The following is a 16,158-nucleotide window of genomic DNA, read 5'->3' as shown; positions in this document are numbered from 1 at the left end:
GGTTTCCGTGGTTCAGAACGTCACCATCACTTTCATGGCCTGATGGCGGTCGGCCGCAAGCGCAAACGCGTCATGCACGTTCGCCACCGGCACGGCGGCCGTCAACAAGGGCGATACGTCCAGCAGACCGCGGCTTAGATAATCCACAGCCCACGCGTATTCATCGACAAAACGGAAGCTGCCGATGACGGACAAACTCTTCACCATGATCTGGTTGAACGGACACCCGTCGCTGCTGCCGCTCAAGGTGCCCACGGTGACGATGACGCCGCGCGGACGCGTCACGCGGATGGCGTTGGCCAGCCCGGCGTAATGGCCCGACGCTTCGAAGCACACGTCAATTGAGCCCTTGCCCGCCGCCAGCGCTTCGATGGCGGCGGGGTCTGCCGCTACGTTGATCGTGCGCGTGGCGCCCACGCGCGTGCAGGTGGCGAGCGTTTCGTCCACGATGTCCACTACCGTCACCTGGCTTGCGCCGGCCAGGCGCGCCGCCATCAGGATCAATGCGCCGATTGGCCCCGCGCCCACCACCATGACCGACTTGCCGAGCAAGCTTCCCGCGCTGCGCACTGCGTGCAGCGCCACGGCCAGCGGTTCGCCGAATGCGGCCAGCTCGAAAGACAAACTGTCCGGCACGGGAAGGCACTGCTTTTCCTGCACCACCACCTGTTCGCGCATCGCGCCCTGCATGTGGGGATAGCGGCTGGCGCTGCCGAAGAAATGCACGGCCTCGCAGTGATTGGAATCGCCCTGGCGGCAATAGCGGCACACGCCACAGGTGCGCGCGGGGTCCAGCGCCACGCGGTCGCCGGGTTTGACGGCCGTCACTTCCGAACCCACTTCCAGCACTCGCCCGGACGCTTCGTGGCCGGGTGTCAGCGGTTCACGGATGACGAAGTCGCCCACGCGGCCGTGGCGGTAGTAATGCAGGTCAGACCCGCAGATGCCCACCGCCTTGATGCCCACCCGCACCTGTGCCGGCCCCAAGGGCTCGGGCGTCTGTTCGTCCAGGCGCAGATCGTCCGCGCCATGAATTGCGCAATTCAACATGCTTGCCAGCCCCCGTTAGGTGTTGCCGCGCTATCGCCACCCCTGCGCGAATTCGCCGATCACGCGCTCAAGGTGAGCGCGCATCGCCTGCCTGGCGGCGTGGGCGTCGCCCGCCACCAGCGCGCTGAAAATGCGCTGATGGTCTTCCTGCGACGCCTGCCGCAATGCCTGTGTATGGAAATGCTGTTCGATCTTGTCCCAGATGGGTCCACGCGCCTGATCCCACATCGACGTCACCGTGGCCAGCAGCACGCTGTTGCCGGTGGACTGCGCGATATACAGATGAAACCGGCGGTCGGCCGCTTCGTTGGCGGATTTGTCGGTGACCTGGTCGCGCATCGTCGTCAGCGCTTCGAATATGCGGTCAAGATCGGCATCGGTGCGGGTGGTGGCGGCGAGCGCCGCGATCTCGGATTCAATCAGCGAACGCGCCCGCAGCAGTTCGAACGGGCCAGCCCCCGCTTCCTGCGCCGCGGGCAACCGGGCCACGCCGGGCTTGGGTTCGCAGACATAGATGCCGGACCCGCCGCGCACTTCCACCACCCCTTGCAGCTCCAGCGCAATGATGGCTTCGCGCAGCGCGGTGCGGCTGACGTCGAAGCGTTCGGCCAACGCCCGCTCGGCCGGCAAGCGCCCGCCAACGGCGAATTCGCCTTGCGTCACCAGGGCCTGAATCTGCGCGGCCAGCCTGACATAGGCGCGGTCGGGCGCGGTCTTCACGGCGGGTTCGTCGGCAGGTTCGACAGGTTGGGGAAGCAGTTGCAGCATCGTCACGGCCTAAATTGGTTAGACCAAATCGTATTTGGTTCACCAATTTTCACCATCATGGTTTACCACTATCAGGGGCGACGGACCTGTCCCGTGTCACTTGCGGTCACCACGCTCGACAGCCCCAACAAAAACCCTGTATAGATGGCTGTCCCCCTTTGCCAGAGCACACGAAAAGGAAGTGTCATGCCCGAAGCGTCTGAACAGACATTGCCCACGGATCTCACCGTCACCGAAGCGGCGGCCCTGATTGTCGATGGCCGGCTGACCAGCGTGGCGCTCACCGAAGCCTGCCTGAACCGCATCGACGCCCAACAAGTCCTCAACGCGTTCATCACCGTGGACCGCGCGGGCGCGCTGGCCCAGGCCCGCGCTTACGATGCGGCGCGCGCCCAAGGCGGCGATGGGTACGCCCCGCTTGGCGGCGTGCCCATCGCCATCAAAGACAACATCCACGTGGCTGGCCTGCCCAATACGGCCGGCACACCCGCGTTGAAGCATTTCCGTCCCGCCCAGGATGCGCCCGTCGTGCAGCGCCTGCGTGCCGCCGGCGCCATCATCATCGGCAAGACCAACATGCACGAATTGGCGTTTGGCGTGTCGGGCTACAACACCGCGTTTCCCGGCCCGCAGGGCGACGGCACGCGCAACGCTTACGACAGCAACCGCATTGCAGGCGGCTCGTCATCGGGCAGCGGCGCGGCGGTTGGCGCCCGCCTGACGCCCGCCGCGCTGGGCACGGACACGGGCGCGTCGGTGCGCCTGCCCGCCGCCGTCAATGGCGCGGCCGGCTTCCGCCCGTCGGTGGGCCGTTACGACGGCTCGGGCATCACGCCTATCTCGCACACGCGCGACACCCCGGGCCCCATCGCCAACAGCATGCAAGACATCGTGCTGTTGGACGGCATCCTTGCCGGCGACGCGCAACCGTTGCGGGCCTTGCCAGCCGCGCACGTGCGCCTGGGGCTGGCCCGCTATTTCTGGACGGATCTGGAACCGCAGGTGCGCGACGTCATGGACGCCGCGCTGGCCAAGCTGCGCGAAGCGGGGGTCCAGCTGATTGATATCGACATGCCTGACCTGCCCGCCGCCAACGCCGCCGTTGGCATGCCGCTGTGCCTGTACGAGCAAAAGCCCGATCTGACCGCCTATCTGCAACGCTACAACGTGGGCGTGAGCTTTGACGAGGTGGTGGCGCAAATCTCCAGCCCCGACGTCAAAGCCATCTTCGATGGCCTGATCGTGCCGGGCGTGCTGCCGACCCCTGACGGTCAAGTCTTGGCGCTGCAACCGCTCTACGAACGCGTCATCGCGGAACAGCGTGACGAACTGATCAACGTCTATCAGCGAGCGTTTCAGGCGCACAACCTGGACGGCCTGTTGTTTCCCACGCTGCCGATCCTGCCGATGGCCGCCACCCCCGAGGCCAGCAGCTTCGAGAGCTTCAGCCGTCTGGCCCGCAACGTGGACCCCGGCAGCAACGCCGGCCTGCCCGGCTTGAGCGTGCCGGCGGGGTTGTCCGCGGAAGGCTTGCCGGTGGGATTGGAAATCGATGGTCTGCCGGGCGCCGACCGCAAGGTGCTGGAAATTGGCGTGATGATCGAAGGCGTGCTGGGACGCATTGCACCGCCGCGCGTTTGAAGCGACGGCCGGACCGGCCAAAAAAAGCCGAGGCCCCGCGCATGCGCGTATTGGCCTCGGCCTGCTTTCACCCCCGCTTGCGGGGGCTTGCGGCCACAGCCTTCCCGAATGGCTCGTAACGGCCGCTCAGTCCGATCGCGATGCGGTCCCCATCTGGAGCGGGCTGCCTGTCGAACGTGAATTCGAGGTCGGTGCTGGACATCACACCATCGCCGAATTGCTCGTTGACCAAGATTTTCATGGTTGGACCGTAGACGGCGAAAACCTCTTTGAAGGCGTGAATGAGCGGGTCGTTGGCATACACCACACCACCCGCTGCACGCGTTGCCGGCGGTGGCGTCGGCGGCGTATAGACCACTGAATTCAAGGTGGTGAACACCTTGCCCGCTTCATTGTTCAAACTGGCGGCATTGCCGTTGTTCACGGCAAGCACCAGTCCTGCCACCGCGTTGACCGAGCTCATGAACGCGCCTTCCAGCCAGCCGCCAAGATGGCTGAAGCTGTCGGACGCAATGAAGAACCGGCTGTCCAGCTCGGGGTGCTGGGCGTGCGTGTGATAGCGGAAGCAAAAATTGCTTTGGTAATGGTCGCCGCTCAAATCCAGCTTGAAGCCGCCAGCAGAGCCGTTGGTGGTCCAGTCGAACACGAAGCGGTTGTCGACCTGGATCTTCTTCAGGACATCCACAAACCACCAGCGCTTGTAGACGCCTTCGCCGGGGAACTTGATGTCTTTGTCAGCCCGGTTGATCATCCGGGTGAACATGCCATTCGCGTCTTGCACCCCGGCACCCGTCGGCGGATTTTGCGGATAAGCGCCGAAGTCGCGTTGCAAGCGCGTGGAGTCGTCGTCCCACGTGTAGCTGGCCAGTACGCTTGAGAAGTCCGGGCTTAATGAGCTGGGCACGATGTAGCTGGTGGCCAGCCCGCTGTCCGACACGACGGCCTTGATGGGTTCCGACGTACCGTCAGGCAATGACAGCTTGGGCAGGTTAGCCAGTTCGGCATTGCTGATCGTGCCGAAGATCTTCGACGACCGCACCATGCGCAACATGCTGACCGCGCTGGCGGCGCGCGCGTTCGGAATGTCGCTTGTCGTGCTGAGCAGCAAGGGCGGCAACACATTGGTGAAAGCGCGCGCCTCCAGCCCCAAGGCCTGATCGCCGAAAGTGACAGTGGCGCTGGGCTTGGACGCATAGCCGGCGCGCGTCACCAGGCCAGTCAGCTGTTCGTGCGGCAGCGACAGAATCACATAGTCGTAAGACTGATCCTGCAGTTTGTCGCTGCCCGGCGCGTAGTACGTGACGACGGCAGAGTTTGCGCCCGCATCATTGCGGTGAAAGACATCAGACACGCGGCCCTGGATGGGCGTGACGCTGAACTTTCCAGACGGCGCCGCGGCCAGCGTGGTCGTGTACAGCTGCCGGATGAAGTCGACGTTTTCTTTTACGGGCAGGGTGTATTCGTTGGAATAGTCCCAAAGAATCAGCCGCATCATTTCAACAATGGATATGCCGAACAGCGACTTGAATCCGCCGGTGCCGAATCCGAATCGGGCGAAGAGCTCCACGTAATAGTTTTCCGTATCGCTCGGGCTCAATCCAGGCAATGCGGGCAGGGACGCCCCATCTGCCCGGATGATGGCGCGCACCGCGCCTTCCAGCGTGGTGCCGTCGTGATCGGCGATGAACTGCTTCCAATCGCGGTCGATCTCCTGCAACAGGGCATCGGAGCTCGTTTCGCTGGTCAGCACGCCGATGACTTCCGCAGGCGTGCGCGATCCAATCGGCATCAGCGCAGGCGCACCGACGCCCACCAGCCGCGACAACACCAGATCCCGGACGGCGCGCGTGGGCGAGGCAGGGTCCTGCCAGTAGTCGCCCTTGTAGCGGTCCGCCTGATGGCCAAAGACAAACTCGGTGGCGATCTTCCCCGGGTTCGGAAACACCTGCACCTGGGCGGTGGGGCCAAAGACACGCTGGGCGTACTGCCAGGTCAAGCCGGCGCTTTCCGGAAAGCGCATGGCGCCGACTTCATACACCGTCTTGTCATCGGATTGCACCGCCAGCACCCGCCCCGCCTTCTTGCCGCGAACGGTGAGGCCGCGCGCCAGATCAAACAGGAAGCTGTCGGGGTCCGACTCATACAAGGTGACGTTGACCGTGCCGGTTTTGTCGTTCACCAGACGAGACAACTCGTTCAACGCGGCAATGCCCGCCGCGCCTGCGCCGACGATGCCGATGCGCAGATTGCGCCCAGCGGGCAAGGTGCCGATTGGCTGCTGCACGATGGTGGGATAAACGATCCGCGCCGAATCGGGATGGCGAAAATACCGGCCGACTTTGGCAACATCAGCGATGGTTTTCGCATCGGCGGCTTTCGCGAGATTACGAATTACAGTGACGCTCATCTCGTCCTCCTTGGTGAGTGACGGAAGGTGCTTGTGGCAAGGGAGTGCGATGGCTGCCGGTGTCATGGCAAGCCACGATGCGGGGGCCAGGATGCGCCATGGCCCCCGCAGCTTCCTGCTTACTTCATCGTGAACGGCATGAACTTGCCGCTCATTTCGACGTGTACCCGGTCGCCCTTGGCGTCCACCACCAGATCAAAATCGGTGGTGGACATCACGCCGTCTCCGAACTGATCCGAGATCAGCTGTTTCAGCGTGCTCCCGTAGATCAGAAGAAATTCGTAAAAGCGATAGACGGTGGGGTCGGCGGGGATCAGGGCTTCCAGCGAACCGCGATCAGGCGCTTCTTGCAGTGTGGCCTTTTCGATTGCGCTCAGGTTCAGGCCGAGAAACTCGTCCAACTTGTTCACGTTGACTTCCGTCAACGGCATCTGGCCCAGGCAAGCGGCCGTTCCCTTGGTCAGGGGCAGGCCCAATGCTGTCGTGATGGCCTGCCACTTCAGCCCCTGTTCCAGCTTTGCGGTCAGAATCTTTTCGACAATCGCAGCGCGAGCTTTCATATCTATCTCCTAGCCTTGAAAGACACTTTGAAAGACATGACGACCGATAACGGCACAGCATCCGATTACTGCCTAGGACTAATTTGAAGCTTTACTGACTCGGACACACAGGCGCTTGGATTATTGATGTCGAAATGGAAAATGGGCGCCAGCGACGTACTTCCATCGGTCGAACATGCAACGTAAAGCTTTGAATTTAAACAAATATTCAAGCTTGAAACCGATGTTACGCGTCACTTCTGCTTATTAACCGGAATACATAATTTGCGATATTTATTCTGATTATTCCTATATCACTTCTCACGAAATGATTGGGGGCCAGCCCAATTAGCTTGGACTGGCCCCCAAACGATATGTAAAAAAACGATGGCTATGCACCGCCCGCGTCACCCCAAATTGGGCGCCAACGTCCGTTTCAGGTCTTCAATGCTGCGGCCGCTGCGCTTGGCGTAGTCTTCAAGCTGGTCTTCGCCGATCACGCCTACGTTGAAGTATTGCGAGTCCGGGTGGCTGAAATAGAAGCCGGACACGCTGGACGCCGGGTACATGGCGTAGCTGTCGGTCAGCATCATGCCGATGTCGCTGCCGTCCAGCACGCGGAACATGTCGGTCTTGACCACGTGTTCGGGGCAGGCCGGGTAGCCGGGCGCAGGGCGGATGCCCACGTACTTTTCGGCAATCATGTCTTCGTTCGTCAGCGCCTCGTTGGGCACATAGCCCCACAAGTCCTGGCGCACGCGGGCGTGCAGGCATTCGGCGAAACCTTCGGCCAGGCGGTCAGCCAGCGACTTCAACATGATGCTGGAATAGTCATCCAGCGCCTTCTCGAATTCCGCTTCCTTTTTCTCGATGCCGATGCCCGCCGTGACGGCGAACATGCCGATGTAGTCGAGCTTGCCAGACGACTTGGGCGCAATGAAGTCCGCCAAGGACTTGTTGCTGACGCCTTCGCGCTTGGCGCCCTGCTGGCGCAGGTTGCGATACGTGAACAGCACTTCGCTGCGCGTTTCGTCCTTGTAGATTTCGATGTCTTCGTCGTTGACGCTGTTGGCCGGGTAGAAGCCCACGACCCCGTTGGCGGTAAGCCAGCGGCCTTCGACGATGCGCTTCATCATGGCCAGACCGTCGGCGTAGACCTTGCGCGCCTGTTCGCCCACGACCTTGTCATCAAGAATGGCGGGGAACGGGCCGAACAGGCTCCACGTCTGGAAGAACGGGCCCCAGTCCACGTACTTGACGATCTCGGCCAAGTCATAGCTTTTGAACGTACGGCGGCCGATGAACTTCGGGCGCGGCGGCGTGTAGTTGTCCCAGTCGATGACGGGGCGCGAGGCGCGCGCGTCCGCCAGCGGCAAGATGGGCGTGGCCTTGCGGTTGGCGTGGCGGCGGCGCACGTCTTCGTATTCCTGCGCCAGTTCGGCCAGGTACGTCTCGGATTGGTCCGACATCAGATTCGTGGCGACGCCCACCGAGCGGCTCGCGTCCGGCACGTAAATGACCGGGCCGTCGTAATTCGGCGCGATCTTCACGGCGGTGTGCACGCGGCTGGTGGTGGCCCCGCCAATCATCAGCGGCAGCTTGCGGCTGCGGAAGTAGTCGTCGCGCTGCATTTCGCTGGCCACATACGCCATCTCTTCCAGGCTGGGCGTGATCAGGCCGGACAAGCCGACGATGTCGGCGTTTTCTTCCTTGGCCTTTTCCAGGATCTGCGCGCAGGGCACCATCACGCCCATGTTCACGACTTCGAAGTTATTGCACTGCAAGACCACCGACACGATGTTCTTGCCGATGTCGTGCACGTCGCCCTTGACGGTGGCGATGACGATCTTGCCCTTGGCGCGCACGTCGCCGCCGGCCGCCGCGATCTGGCGTTTTTCTTCTTCGATGAAGGGAATCAGGTGGGCCACGGCCTGCTTCATGACGCGCGCCGACTTCACCACCTGCGGCAGGAACATCTTGCCTTCGCCGAACAGGTCGCCCACGACGTTCATGCCGTCCATCAGCGGGCCTTCGATGACCTCAATGGGGCGTCCGCCGCGGTTGAAGATTTTCTGGCGGACTTCTTCGGTGTCTTCGACGATGAACGTCGTGATGCCGTGGACCAGCGCGTGCGACAGGCGCTGCTCGACTTCCGCCTTGCGCCACGTCAGGTCTTCTTCGCGCTTGGCGCCGGAGCCCTTCACGCTGTCGGCAAACTGCACCAGGCGTTCGGTAGGCGTGCGTTCGTCGTCGGCTTCCGTCTTGCCCACGGGGTTGGGGCGGTCCAGCACCACGTCTTCGACCAGATCGCGCAGCTTGGGGTCCAGGTCGGCGTACACGCCCAGCTGGCCGGCGTTGACGATGCCCATCGTCATGCCTTCCTTGACCGCGTAATACAGGAACACGGTGTGGATGGCTTCGCGCATGGGCTCGTTGCCGCGGAACGAGAAGCTGACGTTCGACACGCCGCCCGAAATGCGGGCGTGGGGCAGGTTGTCGCGAATCCAGCGGGTGCCTTCGATGAAGTCCACCGCGTAGTGGTTGTGTTCGTCGATGCCGGTGGCGACCGCGAAGACGTTCGGGTCAAAGATGATGTCTTCCGGCGGGAAGCCCTCTTCTTCGACCAGAATCTTGTAGGCGCGGCCGCAGATTTCCTTGCGGCGTTCCAGCGTATCGGCCTGACCCAGTTCATCAAACGCCATGACGACCACCGCCGCGCCGTAGCGGCGGCACAGGCGGGCGTGATGGCGGAACGGCTCGATCCCTTCCTTCATGGAAATGGAGTTCACCACCGGCTTGCCCTGCACGCACTTCAGGCCGGTTTCGATGACTTCCCACTTCGAGCTGTCGATCATGACCGGCACGCGGGCGATGTCGGGCTCGGACGCAATCAGGTTCAGGAAGCGGTGCATGCAGGCCACCGAATCCAGCATGGCTTCATCCATGTTGATGTCGATGATCTGCGCGCCGTTCTCGACCTGCTGGCGGGCCACGGCCAGCGCTTCGTCGTACTTTTCTTCGCGGATCAGGCGGGCGAACATCTTGCTGCCCGTCACGTTGGTGCGTTCGCCCACGTTGACGTACAGCGTGTCTTCGTCGATGTTCAGCGGTTCCAGGCCCGACAGACGGGTCTTGACCGGGATGTCAGGCACGACGCGCGGCGTCAGCGACGTGACCTTGTCCGCAATAGCGCGGATGTGGTCGGGCGTGGTGCCGCAACAGCCGCCCGACATGTTCACCAGCCCGGCGCGCGCGAATTCCTCAAGCAGCGCCGACGTGTCGGCCGGCGTTTCGTCAAAGCCGGTTTCGGCCATCGGGTTGGGCAGGCCGGCGTTGGGGTAGACGCAGACGTAGGTGTCACAGATTTTGGACAGTTCGGCCACGTAGGGGCGCATCAGCGCCGCGCCCAGCGCGCAGTTCAGGCCGATGGTGACCGGGCGCGCGTGGCGCACCGAGTTCCAGAAGGCTTCCACGGTCTGGCCCGACAGGATGCGGCCCGACGCGTCGGTGACGGTGCCCGAGATCATGACGGGCAGGCGGATGCCGCGTGTCTCGAACACTTCTTCGGTGGCGAAGATGGCGGCCTTGGCGTTCAGCGTGTCGAAGATGGTTTCGATCAGGACGATGTCGATGCCGCCGTCCAGAAGGCCGTTCAACTGCTCGATATAAGCCACGCGCAATTCGTCGAACGTGACGTTGCGCGCACCCGGGTCGTTCACGTCGGGCGAGATCGATGCCGTTTTGGGCTGCGGGCCCAGGGCGCCAGCCACGAAGCGCGGCTTGTCCGGCGTGCTGTAGGCGTCACAGGCTTCGCGCGCCAATTGCGCCGACACCAGGTTCAGTTCGTAGGCCAGTTCCGGCAGGTCGTAGTCGCCCTGCGCGATGGTGGTGGCGCCAAAGGTGTTCGTCTCGATGACGTCGGCACCGGCTTCCAGATACTGGCGGTGGATTTCCGAGATGACGTCGGGGCGCACCAGCGACAACAGTTCGTTGTTGCCCTTGACGTCTTTGCCGTGGCCGGCGAAACGCTCGCCGCGGAAGTCCGCCTCGCCCAGCTTGTAGCGCTGGATCATGGTGCCCATGGCGCCGTCCAGAATCAGGATGCGCTTGCCCAGCAGGCGGGCGAATTCACCGCCTTGGGTATAGGCTTCGGGCGGGTACGGCAAACGGGGATACGACACGGGCAGGTCCAGATAAAGGTGGCCAACGGCGGCGTAGATGTGGCTAAAAAGCGAAAAACGCCGAAAAAACAAGCCCTGATCGTAACAAAACGGGCTGTCTCGCGCCCTCGGGTGATACAGTTTCGGCCCCGAACCGGTGCTTTCGGCGCATCTTGCTGGCAAGAACACAACACTTGCCTGTCCGCGTGCGAAAGGTAAACGGGAAACAGGAAGACGCCCGCCAGGGCTGCCGCGCCGCCCACAAGGCGGCCGCACACGTCCCGGCGTCCAGCCTGTGCTGCCCCCGCAACGGTCCCCATGCGCGCTTTGCGCCCATGGCAGCCCGATACCGGCCAGTTCGATCGCCAGGAAGTCCATGCAATGCCGCCAGGCCTGAACCGGCCCGCCGCGGCGCGTGGGCGCCCTCCCCATCGTGAATGACCTGCGGGGTCGCGGGTCGCATCGAGGTTACGTAGATGAAAGCCCGCTCCATCCGGCGTTACGCCGGCGCCCTGCTCTGTTCCGCCCCGGCCATCGCCGCCGCCCAGCAAGCTGCCTCCCCCGCCCCCGAACTCGACACGGTCACCGTCACCGCCCAGCGCGTGCCGACCGACGGCCGCACGCTGCCGGTGTCCATTTCGGTGATCACGGCCGAAGACATCGCCGCCAGCAGCGCCCGCACCATGCAGGACCTGCTGTCGACCCAGTCCGGCATCAACCTGATCAACACCAGCAGTTCGAGCGACAACGCGATCGTCGACCTGCGCGGCTTCGGCATCACCGGCGCCAGCAACACGCTGATCTTGATCGATGGCGTGAAGCAGAACACGAATGACCTGTCGGCCCCCAGCCTGGGCGTGGTGCCGCTGGACCAGGTGGAACGCATTGAAATCGTGCGCGGCAGCGGCTCCGTTCAATACGGCGGCGGCACGACCGGCGGCGTGATCAACATCATCACCAAGTCCGATTTCTCGAAGGAGCCGGTCACGGCCCGCGCCACCGCCACGTTCGGCAGCTACGGCCTGCGCCAGTACGACGCCGCCGTGGCGATGAACAACGAGAAGGTTGGCGTTGACGCTTACATGCAGTCGCTGCACTCCGACGGCTACCGCGACCACAGCGGCGAGCGCCGCGAAGGTGGCGGCGGCGGCATCACCCTGCGCCACAGCGATGGCTCGATCCGCCTGTACGGCCGTACCACGACGCAAAAGCTGGAGCTGCCCGGCCCGCGCCTGATCAGCCCGTCGACCGGCGTGAACGAATTCCAGGACGACCCACGCGGTTCGAAGAACGACGTCGACTTCGTCAAGACCACGACCACCACCTTCGGCCTGCAAGTCGAGCAGGCGATTGGCGTTGGCACCTTGTACGCCGACCTGTCGACCCGCGAAAAGAAGCTGAACGGCCTGTCGTATGACGGTTTTGGCGACACCCTGCGCGACCAGAAGCTGGAAGAGAACATCGCCAGCGTGCGCTATCGCCTGCCGATCAACGGCGGCCACAGCATCGTCTTCGGCGCCGACGCGCAAGAATCCAAGACCACCGCTGACCAGAACGCCTACTACGACTTCGAACCGTCGAAGTGGCAGTCGCGCCAGCACCAGTACGGCCTGTTTGCCGAAGGCCAGATCCGCGCCACCGACAGCACCTACGTGACCGCCGGCGTGCGCCGCCAGTACGCGTCGGACGACCTGGACGTGCTGAGCGGTTCGGGCACCGCCTCCGACCGCAGCAACCATCTGACCGCCTGGCAGTTGGGCGTGCGCCAGGACCTGTCCGCCGGCTTTGGCCTGTACGGCAAGGTTGGCCGCAGCTTCCGTCTGCCCAATGCCGACGAACTGCTGTCGGTGCAACAGCCGCTGGCCCCGCAAACGTCCACCGACAAAGAAATCGGCGTGACGTGGCAAGGCGCCGCCAGCAGCGCCCGCCTGTCGTACTTCCGCTATGACCTGACCAACGAAATCCAGTACAACCCGCTGGCCGACGGCATGTGGGGCCCGGGCACCGGCGCCAACACCAACCTGGACCCGACCCGCCGCCAAGGCATCGAACTGGAAGGCCGCACCGCCCTTTCCAGCAGCATCACGCTGGATGCGAACCTGACCTGGATGGAAGCGCAATTCCGCTCGGGCAACTACGCAGGCGTGGACCTGGCCGGCAAGACCGTGCCGCTGGCGCCCAAGTGGCTGGCCAACGCCGGCGTGACCTGGCGCCCCACCGATGCGTTCCTGTGGAACGTGTCGGCGCAATATGTGGGCAAGTCGCGCATGGACAACGACCAGGCCAACCAGTTCGACAAGGAGCTGGACGCCTACGTGCTGTTCAACACGAAGGTTGCGTACAAGTTCACGCGCAACATCGAAGGCGCTATCGGCGTGAACAACATCTTTGATCGCCAGTACGCCACCTACGGCATCCGTGGCGGCAACGCGTCGTTCGAAATGCTGGGCCCCGTCGCCAACTACAACCTGTACCCCGCGCCGGGCCGCAATTTCTACGCGTCGCTCACGCTGCGCTATTGATCGCGGACATCCGATATAGTCGGCGTTCTTCGCTGACGGTATCGGCCCCTGCATGACTGACTCACGCGCCTTTCCACGCATCGCCCCGGGGCTGTTGATTGCCCTGGGTGCGCTGCTGGCAGGCCCGGTGCTGGCGGCTTCTGCTGTGGACGGCAACCGTGCGGCGCTGGAAGTTCAGCCAAGTCAGAGCCAGAACCCGAACCCGAACCCGAACATTCAAGTCCGGGATGACCAGGGCCACACGGTCTTGTTGGCCGCACCCGCGCGCCGCGCCGTCACCCTGGCCCCCCACGCGACCGAACTCGTCTACGCCGCCGGCGCAGGCCGCTTTCTCATCGCCACCATACGCGGCAGCGACTACCCCGCCGCCGCCCGCCAATTGCCCGTTATCGGCGACGGCATGCAGCCCGACGCCGAGCGCGTGGCCGGCGTGCGCCCCGACTTGCTGATCGCCTGGCAGCCCACCGCCGCCGAGCCGTTGGTGCGCGTCATGGACAAGCTGGGCGTGCCCGTCTTCTACAGCGACCCGCTGACGCTCGCCGCCATTCCTGACGCCGTCGAACGCATGGGTGTGCTGTTCGGCACTGAGGAACACGCGCGGCCGGCGGCGCAATCCTTGCGCGACCGGCTGGCTGCCTTGAGCGCGCGCTACACCGGCCGCCGTCCCGTGCGCGTCTTCGTGCAGGCCGGGCTGGACCCCATCTACACCCTGAACAACAGCAGCATCGTCAGCGACGCGTTGCGCCTGTGCGGCGGCATCAACGTCTTTGGCCTGGCGCCTGTCGTCGCCCCGCAGGTCACGCTGGAAAATGTGCTGGCCGCCAGGCCGGAAGCGGTGCTGGCGGGCGTCAGCCGGCCCGAAGACACCGCGAAGAACCTGGCCGCCTGGCAGGCGCTGGGGCTGCCCGCCGCCCGCGCTGGCCATGTGTACGGCGTGGACGCCGACGCGCTGTACCGCCCCGGTCCGCGCCTGATCGACGCCGCAGAAGCAATCTGCGCCGACCTGGACCGGTTGCGCTGATCGAACCATGCTCGGCTGACTCTGACCGGTTGCGCTGATCGAAGCATGCTTCGCTGACTCTGACCGGTTGCGCTGACCGAACCATGCTTCGCTGGCATAGGCTGGTTACGCTGACGCATCGCCCGCTTTGCACGCGATCTGCAAATAGTGGAACGCCCCATTTCACCGGCCGCGCCTGCCGCAGGGCATCGTGCTTTATCATTCGCATAGCAAAATCAGTCAGCCTCCGCGGGCTCCGCTCTTGCGCCCCCGCCCTTTGAACACCGCCATGACCACACAAGACACCCTCACCATCGCCGGGCGCGCCTATTCGTCGCGCCTGCTCGTCGGCACCGGCAAGTACAAGGACTTCGAAGAGACCCGCGCGGCGCTGGACGCCAGCGGCACCGAGATCGTCACGGTTGCCATCCGCCGCACCAACATCGGCCAGAACGCGGGCGAACCGAACCTGCTGGACTACGTCCCGCCGTCCAAATTCACGCTGCTGCCCAACACCGCCGGCTGCTACACCGCCGACGACGCGATCCGCACCTTGCGCCTGGCGCGCGAGCTGCTCGACGGCCATGAGCTCGTCAAGCTGGAAGTGCTGGGCGACCCGCACACGCTGTTCCCGAACATGCCCGAAACCCTGAAGGCCACCAAGACGCTGGTCGACGAAGGTTTCAAGGTCATGGTCTATTGCACCGACGACCCCATCCAGTGCCGCATGCTGGAAGACATGGGCGCCGTGGCCGTGATGCCGCTGGCATCGCTGATTGGCTCGGGCATGGGCATTCTGAACCCGTGGAACCTGCGTTTGATCATCGACCAGGCCCGCGTGCCGGTCGTGGTGGACGCGGGCGTGGGCACCGCCTCGGATGCGGCCATCGCCATGGAACTGGGCTGCGACGCCGTGCTGATGAATACCGCCATCGCCGCCGCGCGCGACCCGATCCTGATGGCCAGCGCCATGAAGAAGGGCGTGGAGTCCGGCCGCGAAGCCTTCCTGGCCGGCCGCATGCCCAAGAAGCTGTACAGCGGCGCGCCCAGCTCGCCCACCGAAGGGCTGATCACCGGCGGCCCGGGCGCGGCGAAATGAGTTCGCGCCAACAGGACGGCAGCGCCCGTCCCATTCCCAACGCGCTGACCATCGCCGGCGTCGACCCGTCCGGCGGCGCGGGCATCCTGGCCGACGTGAAGGCCATGAGCGCGCTGGGCGCCTACGGCTGCGCCATCATCGCGGCGCTGACCGCCCAGAACACGAAGGGCGTCACCGGCATCTCGGCCGTGCCGCCCGCGTTCGTGGGCCTGCAAATCGACACCCTGTTCGCCGACGTGCGCATCGACGCCGTCAAGATCGGCATGCTGGGCCAGTATCCGGTCATTGAAGTCGTGGCCGAAAAGCTGGCCAAGTGGACCCCGGCCCATGTGGTGCTGGACCCGGTCATGGTCGCCAAAAGCGGCGACCTGCTGCTGGAGAACGACGCCGTGGGCGCGATGCGCGAAGCGCTGCTGCCGCAGTGCACGATGTTGACCCCGAACCTGCCCGAAGCCGGCGTGCTGCTGGAAGAGCGGCCGGTTGAGACCGTCAAGGAAATGCGCCGCGTGGCCGAGCGCCTGCGCAACAAGCTGGCCCATTCGGGCGAACGCTGGGTACTGGTCAAGGGCGGCCACCTGCCCGGCAACGAGACCATCGACTTGCTGCACGACGGCGACCGCATGATCGAACTGCCCGGCCACCGCATCGAGACCGTCAACACGCACGGCACGGGCTGCACGCTGTCGGCCGCGCTGGCCGCGTTGCTGCCGCAAATCGGGGACGTACCCGAGGCCGCGCGCCGCGCCAAGGCCTATCTGACCGAAGCCATCCGCCACGCCGAGCGGCTGTCGGTCGGGTCCGGCCACGGCCCCGTCCACCACTTCCACGCGTGGTGGTGAACGCCAGCTGCGCTGGCTAGACGCGGGTGAAACGCGGCGCTCTACGGAGCGCCGCTGTCGTTTCCGGCCCGCGAATCAGACCGATTCCCGCCGTTGAAACATCTGCCGAATGGAGCCGCCGTCACAGGACGCT

10 protein-coding genes are annotated in these 16,158 nt (G+C 64.3%); 5 read left to right on the top strand and 5 right to left on the bottom strand.

What is annotated here, in order from left to right; translation table 11 throughout:
- Nucleotides 1-12 precede the first annotated feature (12 nt).
- Nucleotides 13-1,050 (bottom strand): L-idonate 5-dehydrogenase, encoded by a 1,038-nt coding sequence (locus AC1DB0_RS10260; RefSeq protein WP_054421298.1) that lies wholly within the window; start codon nucleotides 1,048-1,050, stop codon nucleotides 13-15.
- 30 nt (nucleotides 1,051-1,080) lie between these two features.
- Nucleotides 1,081-1,818, bottom strand: coding sequence for a FadR/GntR family transcriptional regulator (locus AC1DB0_RS10255; RefSeq protein WP_427947791.1), 738 nt, complete (start codon nucleotides 1,816-1,818; stop codon nucleotides 1,081-1,083).
- Nucleotides 1,819-2,004: 186 nt separating this feature from the next.
- Here AC1DB0_RS10255 and iaaH point away from each other — a divergent pair, with 186 nt between their 5' ends.
- Entirely contained in the window at nucleotides 2,005-3,459 is a 1,455-nt protein-coding gene (iaaH, locus tag AC1DB0_RS10250) for an indoleacetamide hydrolase (protein ID WP_476757446.1), read from the top strand.
- Between the two features lie 67 nt (nucleotides 3,460-3,526).
- Here the strand turns inward: iaaH and AC1DB0_RS10245 are convergent, their stop codons facing one another.
- The 3 genes from AC1DB0_RS10245 to metH form a co-directional block, all read right to left on the bottom strand.
- Nucleotides 3,527-5,866 carry a cyanase gene (locus AC1DB0_RS10245; protein WP_476757445.1) on the bottom strand — a complete coding sequence of 780 codons (2,340 nt, stop codon included), beginning with the start codon at nucleotides 5,864-5,866 and terminating at the stop codon, nucleotides 3,527-3,529.
- Nucleotides 5,867-5,985: 119 nt separating this feature from the next.
- Nucleotides 5,986-6,426, bottom strand: coding sequence for a cyanase (locus AC1DB0_RS10240; RefSeq protein WP_476757444.1), 441 nt, complete (start codon nucleotides 6,424-6,426; stop codon nucleotides 5,986-5,988).
- Nucleotides 6,427-6,812: 386 nt separating this feature from the next.
- Nucleotides 6,813-10,586, bottom strand: a complete 3,774-nt coding sequence (gene metH / locus AC1DB0_RS10235; RefSeq protein WP_175170533.1) for a methionine synthase — start codon at nucleotides 10,584-10,586, stop codon at nucleotides 6,813-6,815.
- Nucleotides 10,587-11,041: 455 nt separating this feature from the next.
- On the opposite strand from metH, the gene AC1DB0_RS10230 reads away from it, so the two are divergent.
- The 4 genes from AC1DB0_RS10230 to thiD all read left to right on the top strand — a co-directional run bounded on the left by AC1DB0_RS10230 (nucleotide 11,042) and on the right by thiD (nucleotide 16,025).
- Complete coding sequence (locus AC1DB0_RS10230) at nucleotides 11,042-13,087, top strand: TonB-dependent receptor (protein WP_175170534.1); 2,046 nt, start codon at nucleotides 11,042-11,044, stop codon at nucleotides 13,085-13,087.
- Between the two features lie 52 nt (nucleotides 13,088-13,139).
- The gene (locus AC1DB0_RS10225; RefSeq protein WP_476757442.1) at nucleotides 13,140-14,108 is read left to right on the top strand and encodes a cobalamin-binding protein; all 969 of its coding nucleotides are present in this window, start codon (nucleotides 13,140-13,142) and stop codon (nucleotides 14,106-14,108) included.
- A gap of 268 nt (nucleotides 14,109-14,376) precedes the next feature.
- Nucleotides 14,377-15,186, top strand: coding sequence for a thiazole synthase (locus AC1DB0_RS10220; RefSeq protein WP_054421294.1), 810 nt, complete (start codon nucleotides 14,377-14,379; stop codon nucleotides 15,184-15,186).
- Nucleotides 15,183-16,025, top strand: coding sequence for a bifunctional hydroxymethylpyrimidine kinase/phosphomethylpyrimidine kinase (thiD, locus tag AC1DB0_RS10215; RefSeq protein WP_054421293.1), 843 nt, complete (start codon nucleotides 15,183-15,185; stop codon nucleotides 16,023-16,025). Before AC1DB0_RS10220 ends, thiD begins: the two co-directional genes overlap by 4 nt.
- Nucleotides 16,026-16,158: the final 133 nt, after the last annotated feature.

It is taken from the genome of Achromobacter sp. 10T422 (assembly GCF_056394065.1).
Note: the sequence above shows the minus strand (reverse complement) of the source record. Positions and strands in the feature narration are given on the sequence as shown.

Excerpts from the sequence above, each read along its gene's own strand:
- AC1DB0_RS10260 (WP_054421298.1), bottom strand. The coding sequence starts at position 1,050 with ATGTTGAATTGCGCAATTCATGGCGCGGACGATCTGCGCCTGGACGAA.
- AC1DB0_RS10255 (WP_427947791.1), bottom strand. The coding sequence starts at position 1,818 with ATGCTGCAACTGCTTCCCCAACCTGTCGAACCTGCCGACGAACCCGCC.
- iaaH (WP_476757446.1), top strand. The coding sequence starts at position 2,005 with ATGCCCGAAGCGTCTGAACAGACATTGCCCACGGATCTCACCGTCACC.
- AC1DB0_RS10245 (WP_476757445.1), bottom strand. The coding sequence starts at position 5,866 with ATGAGCGTCACTGTAATTCGTAATCTCGCGAAAGCCGCCGATGCGAAA.
- AC1DB0_RS10240 (WP_476757444.1), bottom strand. The coding sequence starts at position 6,426 with ATGAAAGCTCGCGCTGCGATTGTCGAAAAGATTCTGACCGCAAAGCTG.
- AC1DB0_RS10230 (WP_175170534.1), top strand. The coding sequence starts at position 11,042 with ATGAAAGCCCGCTCCATCCGGCGTTACGCCGGCGCCCTGCTCTGTTCC.
- AC1DB0_RS10225 (WP_476757442.1), top strand. The coding sequence starts at position 13,140 with ATGACTGACTCACGCGCCTTTCCACGCATCGCCCCGGGGCTGTTGATT.
- AC1DB0_RS10220 (WP_054421294.1), top strand. The coding sequence starts at position 14,377 with ATGACCACACAAGACACCCTCACCATCGCCGGGCGCGCCTATTCGTCG.
- thiD (WP_054421293.1), top strand. The coding sequence starts at position 15,183 with ATGAGTTCGCGCCAACAGGACGGCAGCGCCCGTCCCATTCCCAACGCG.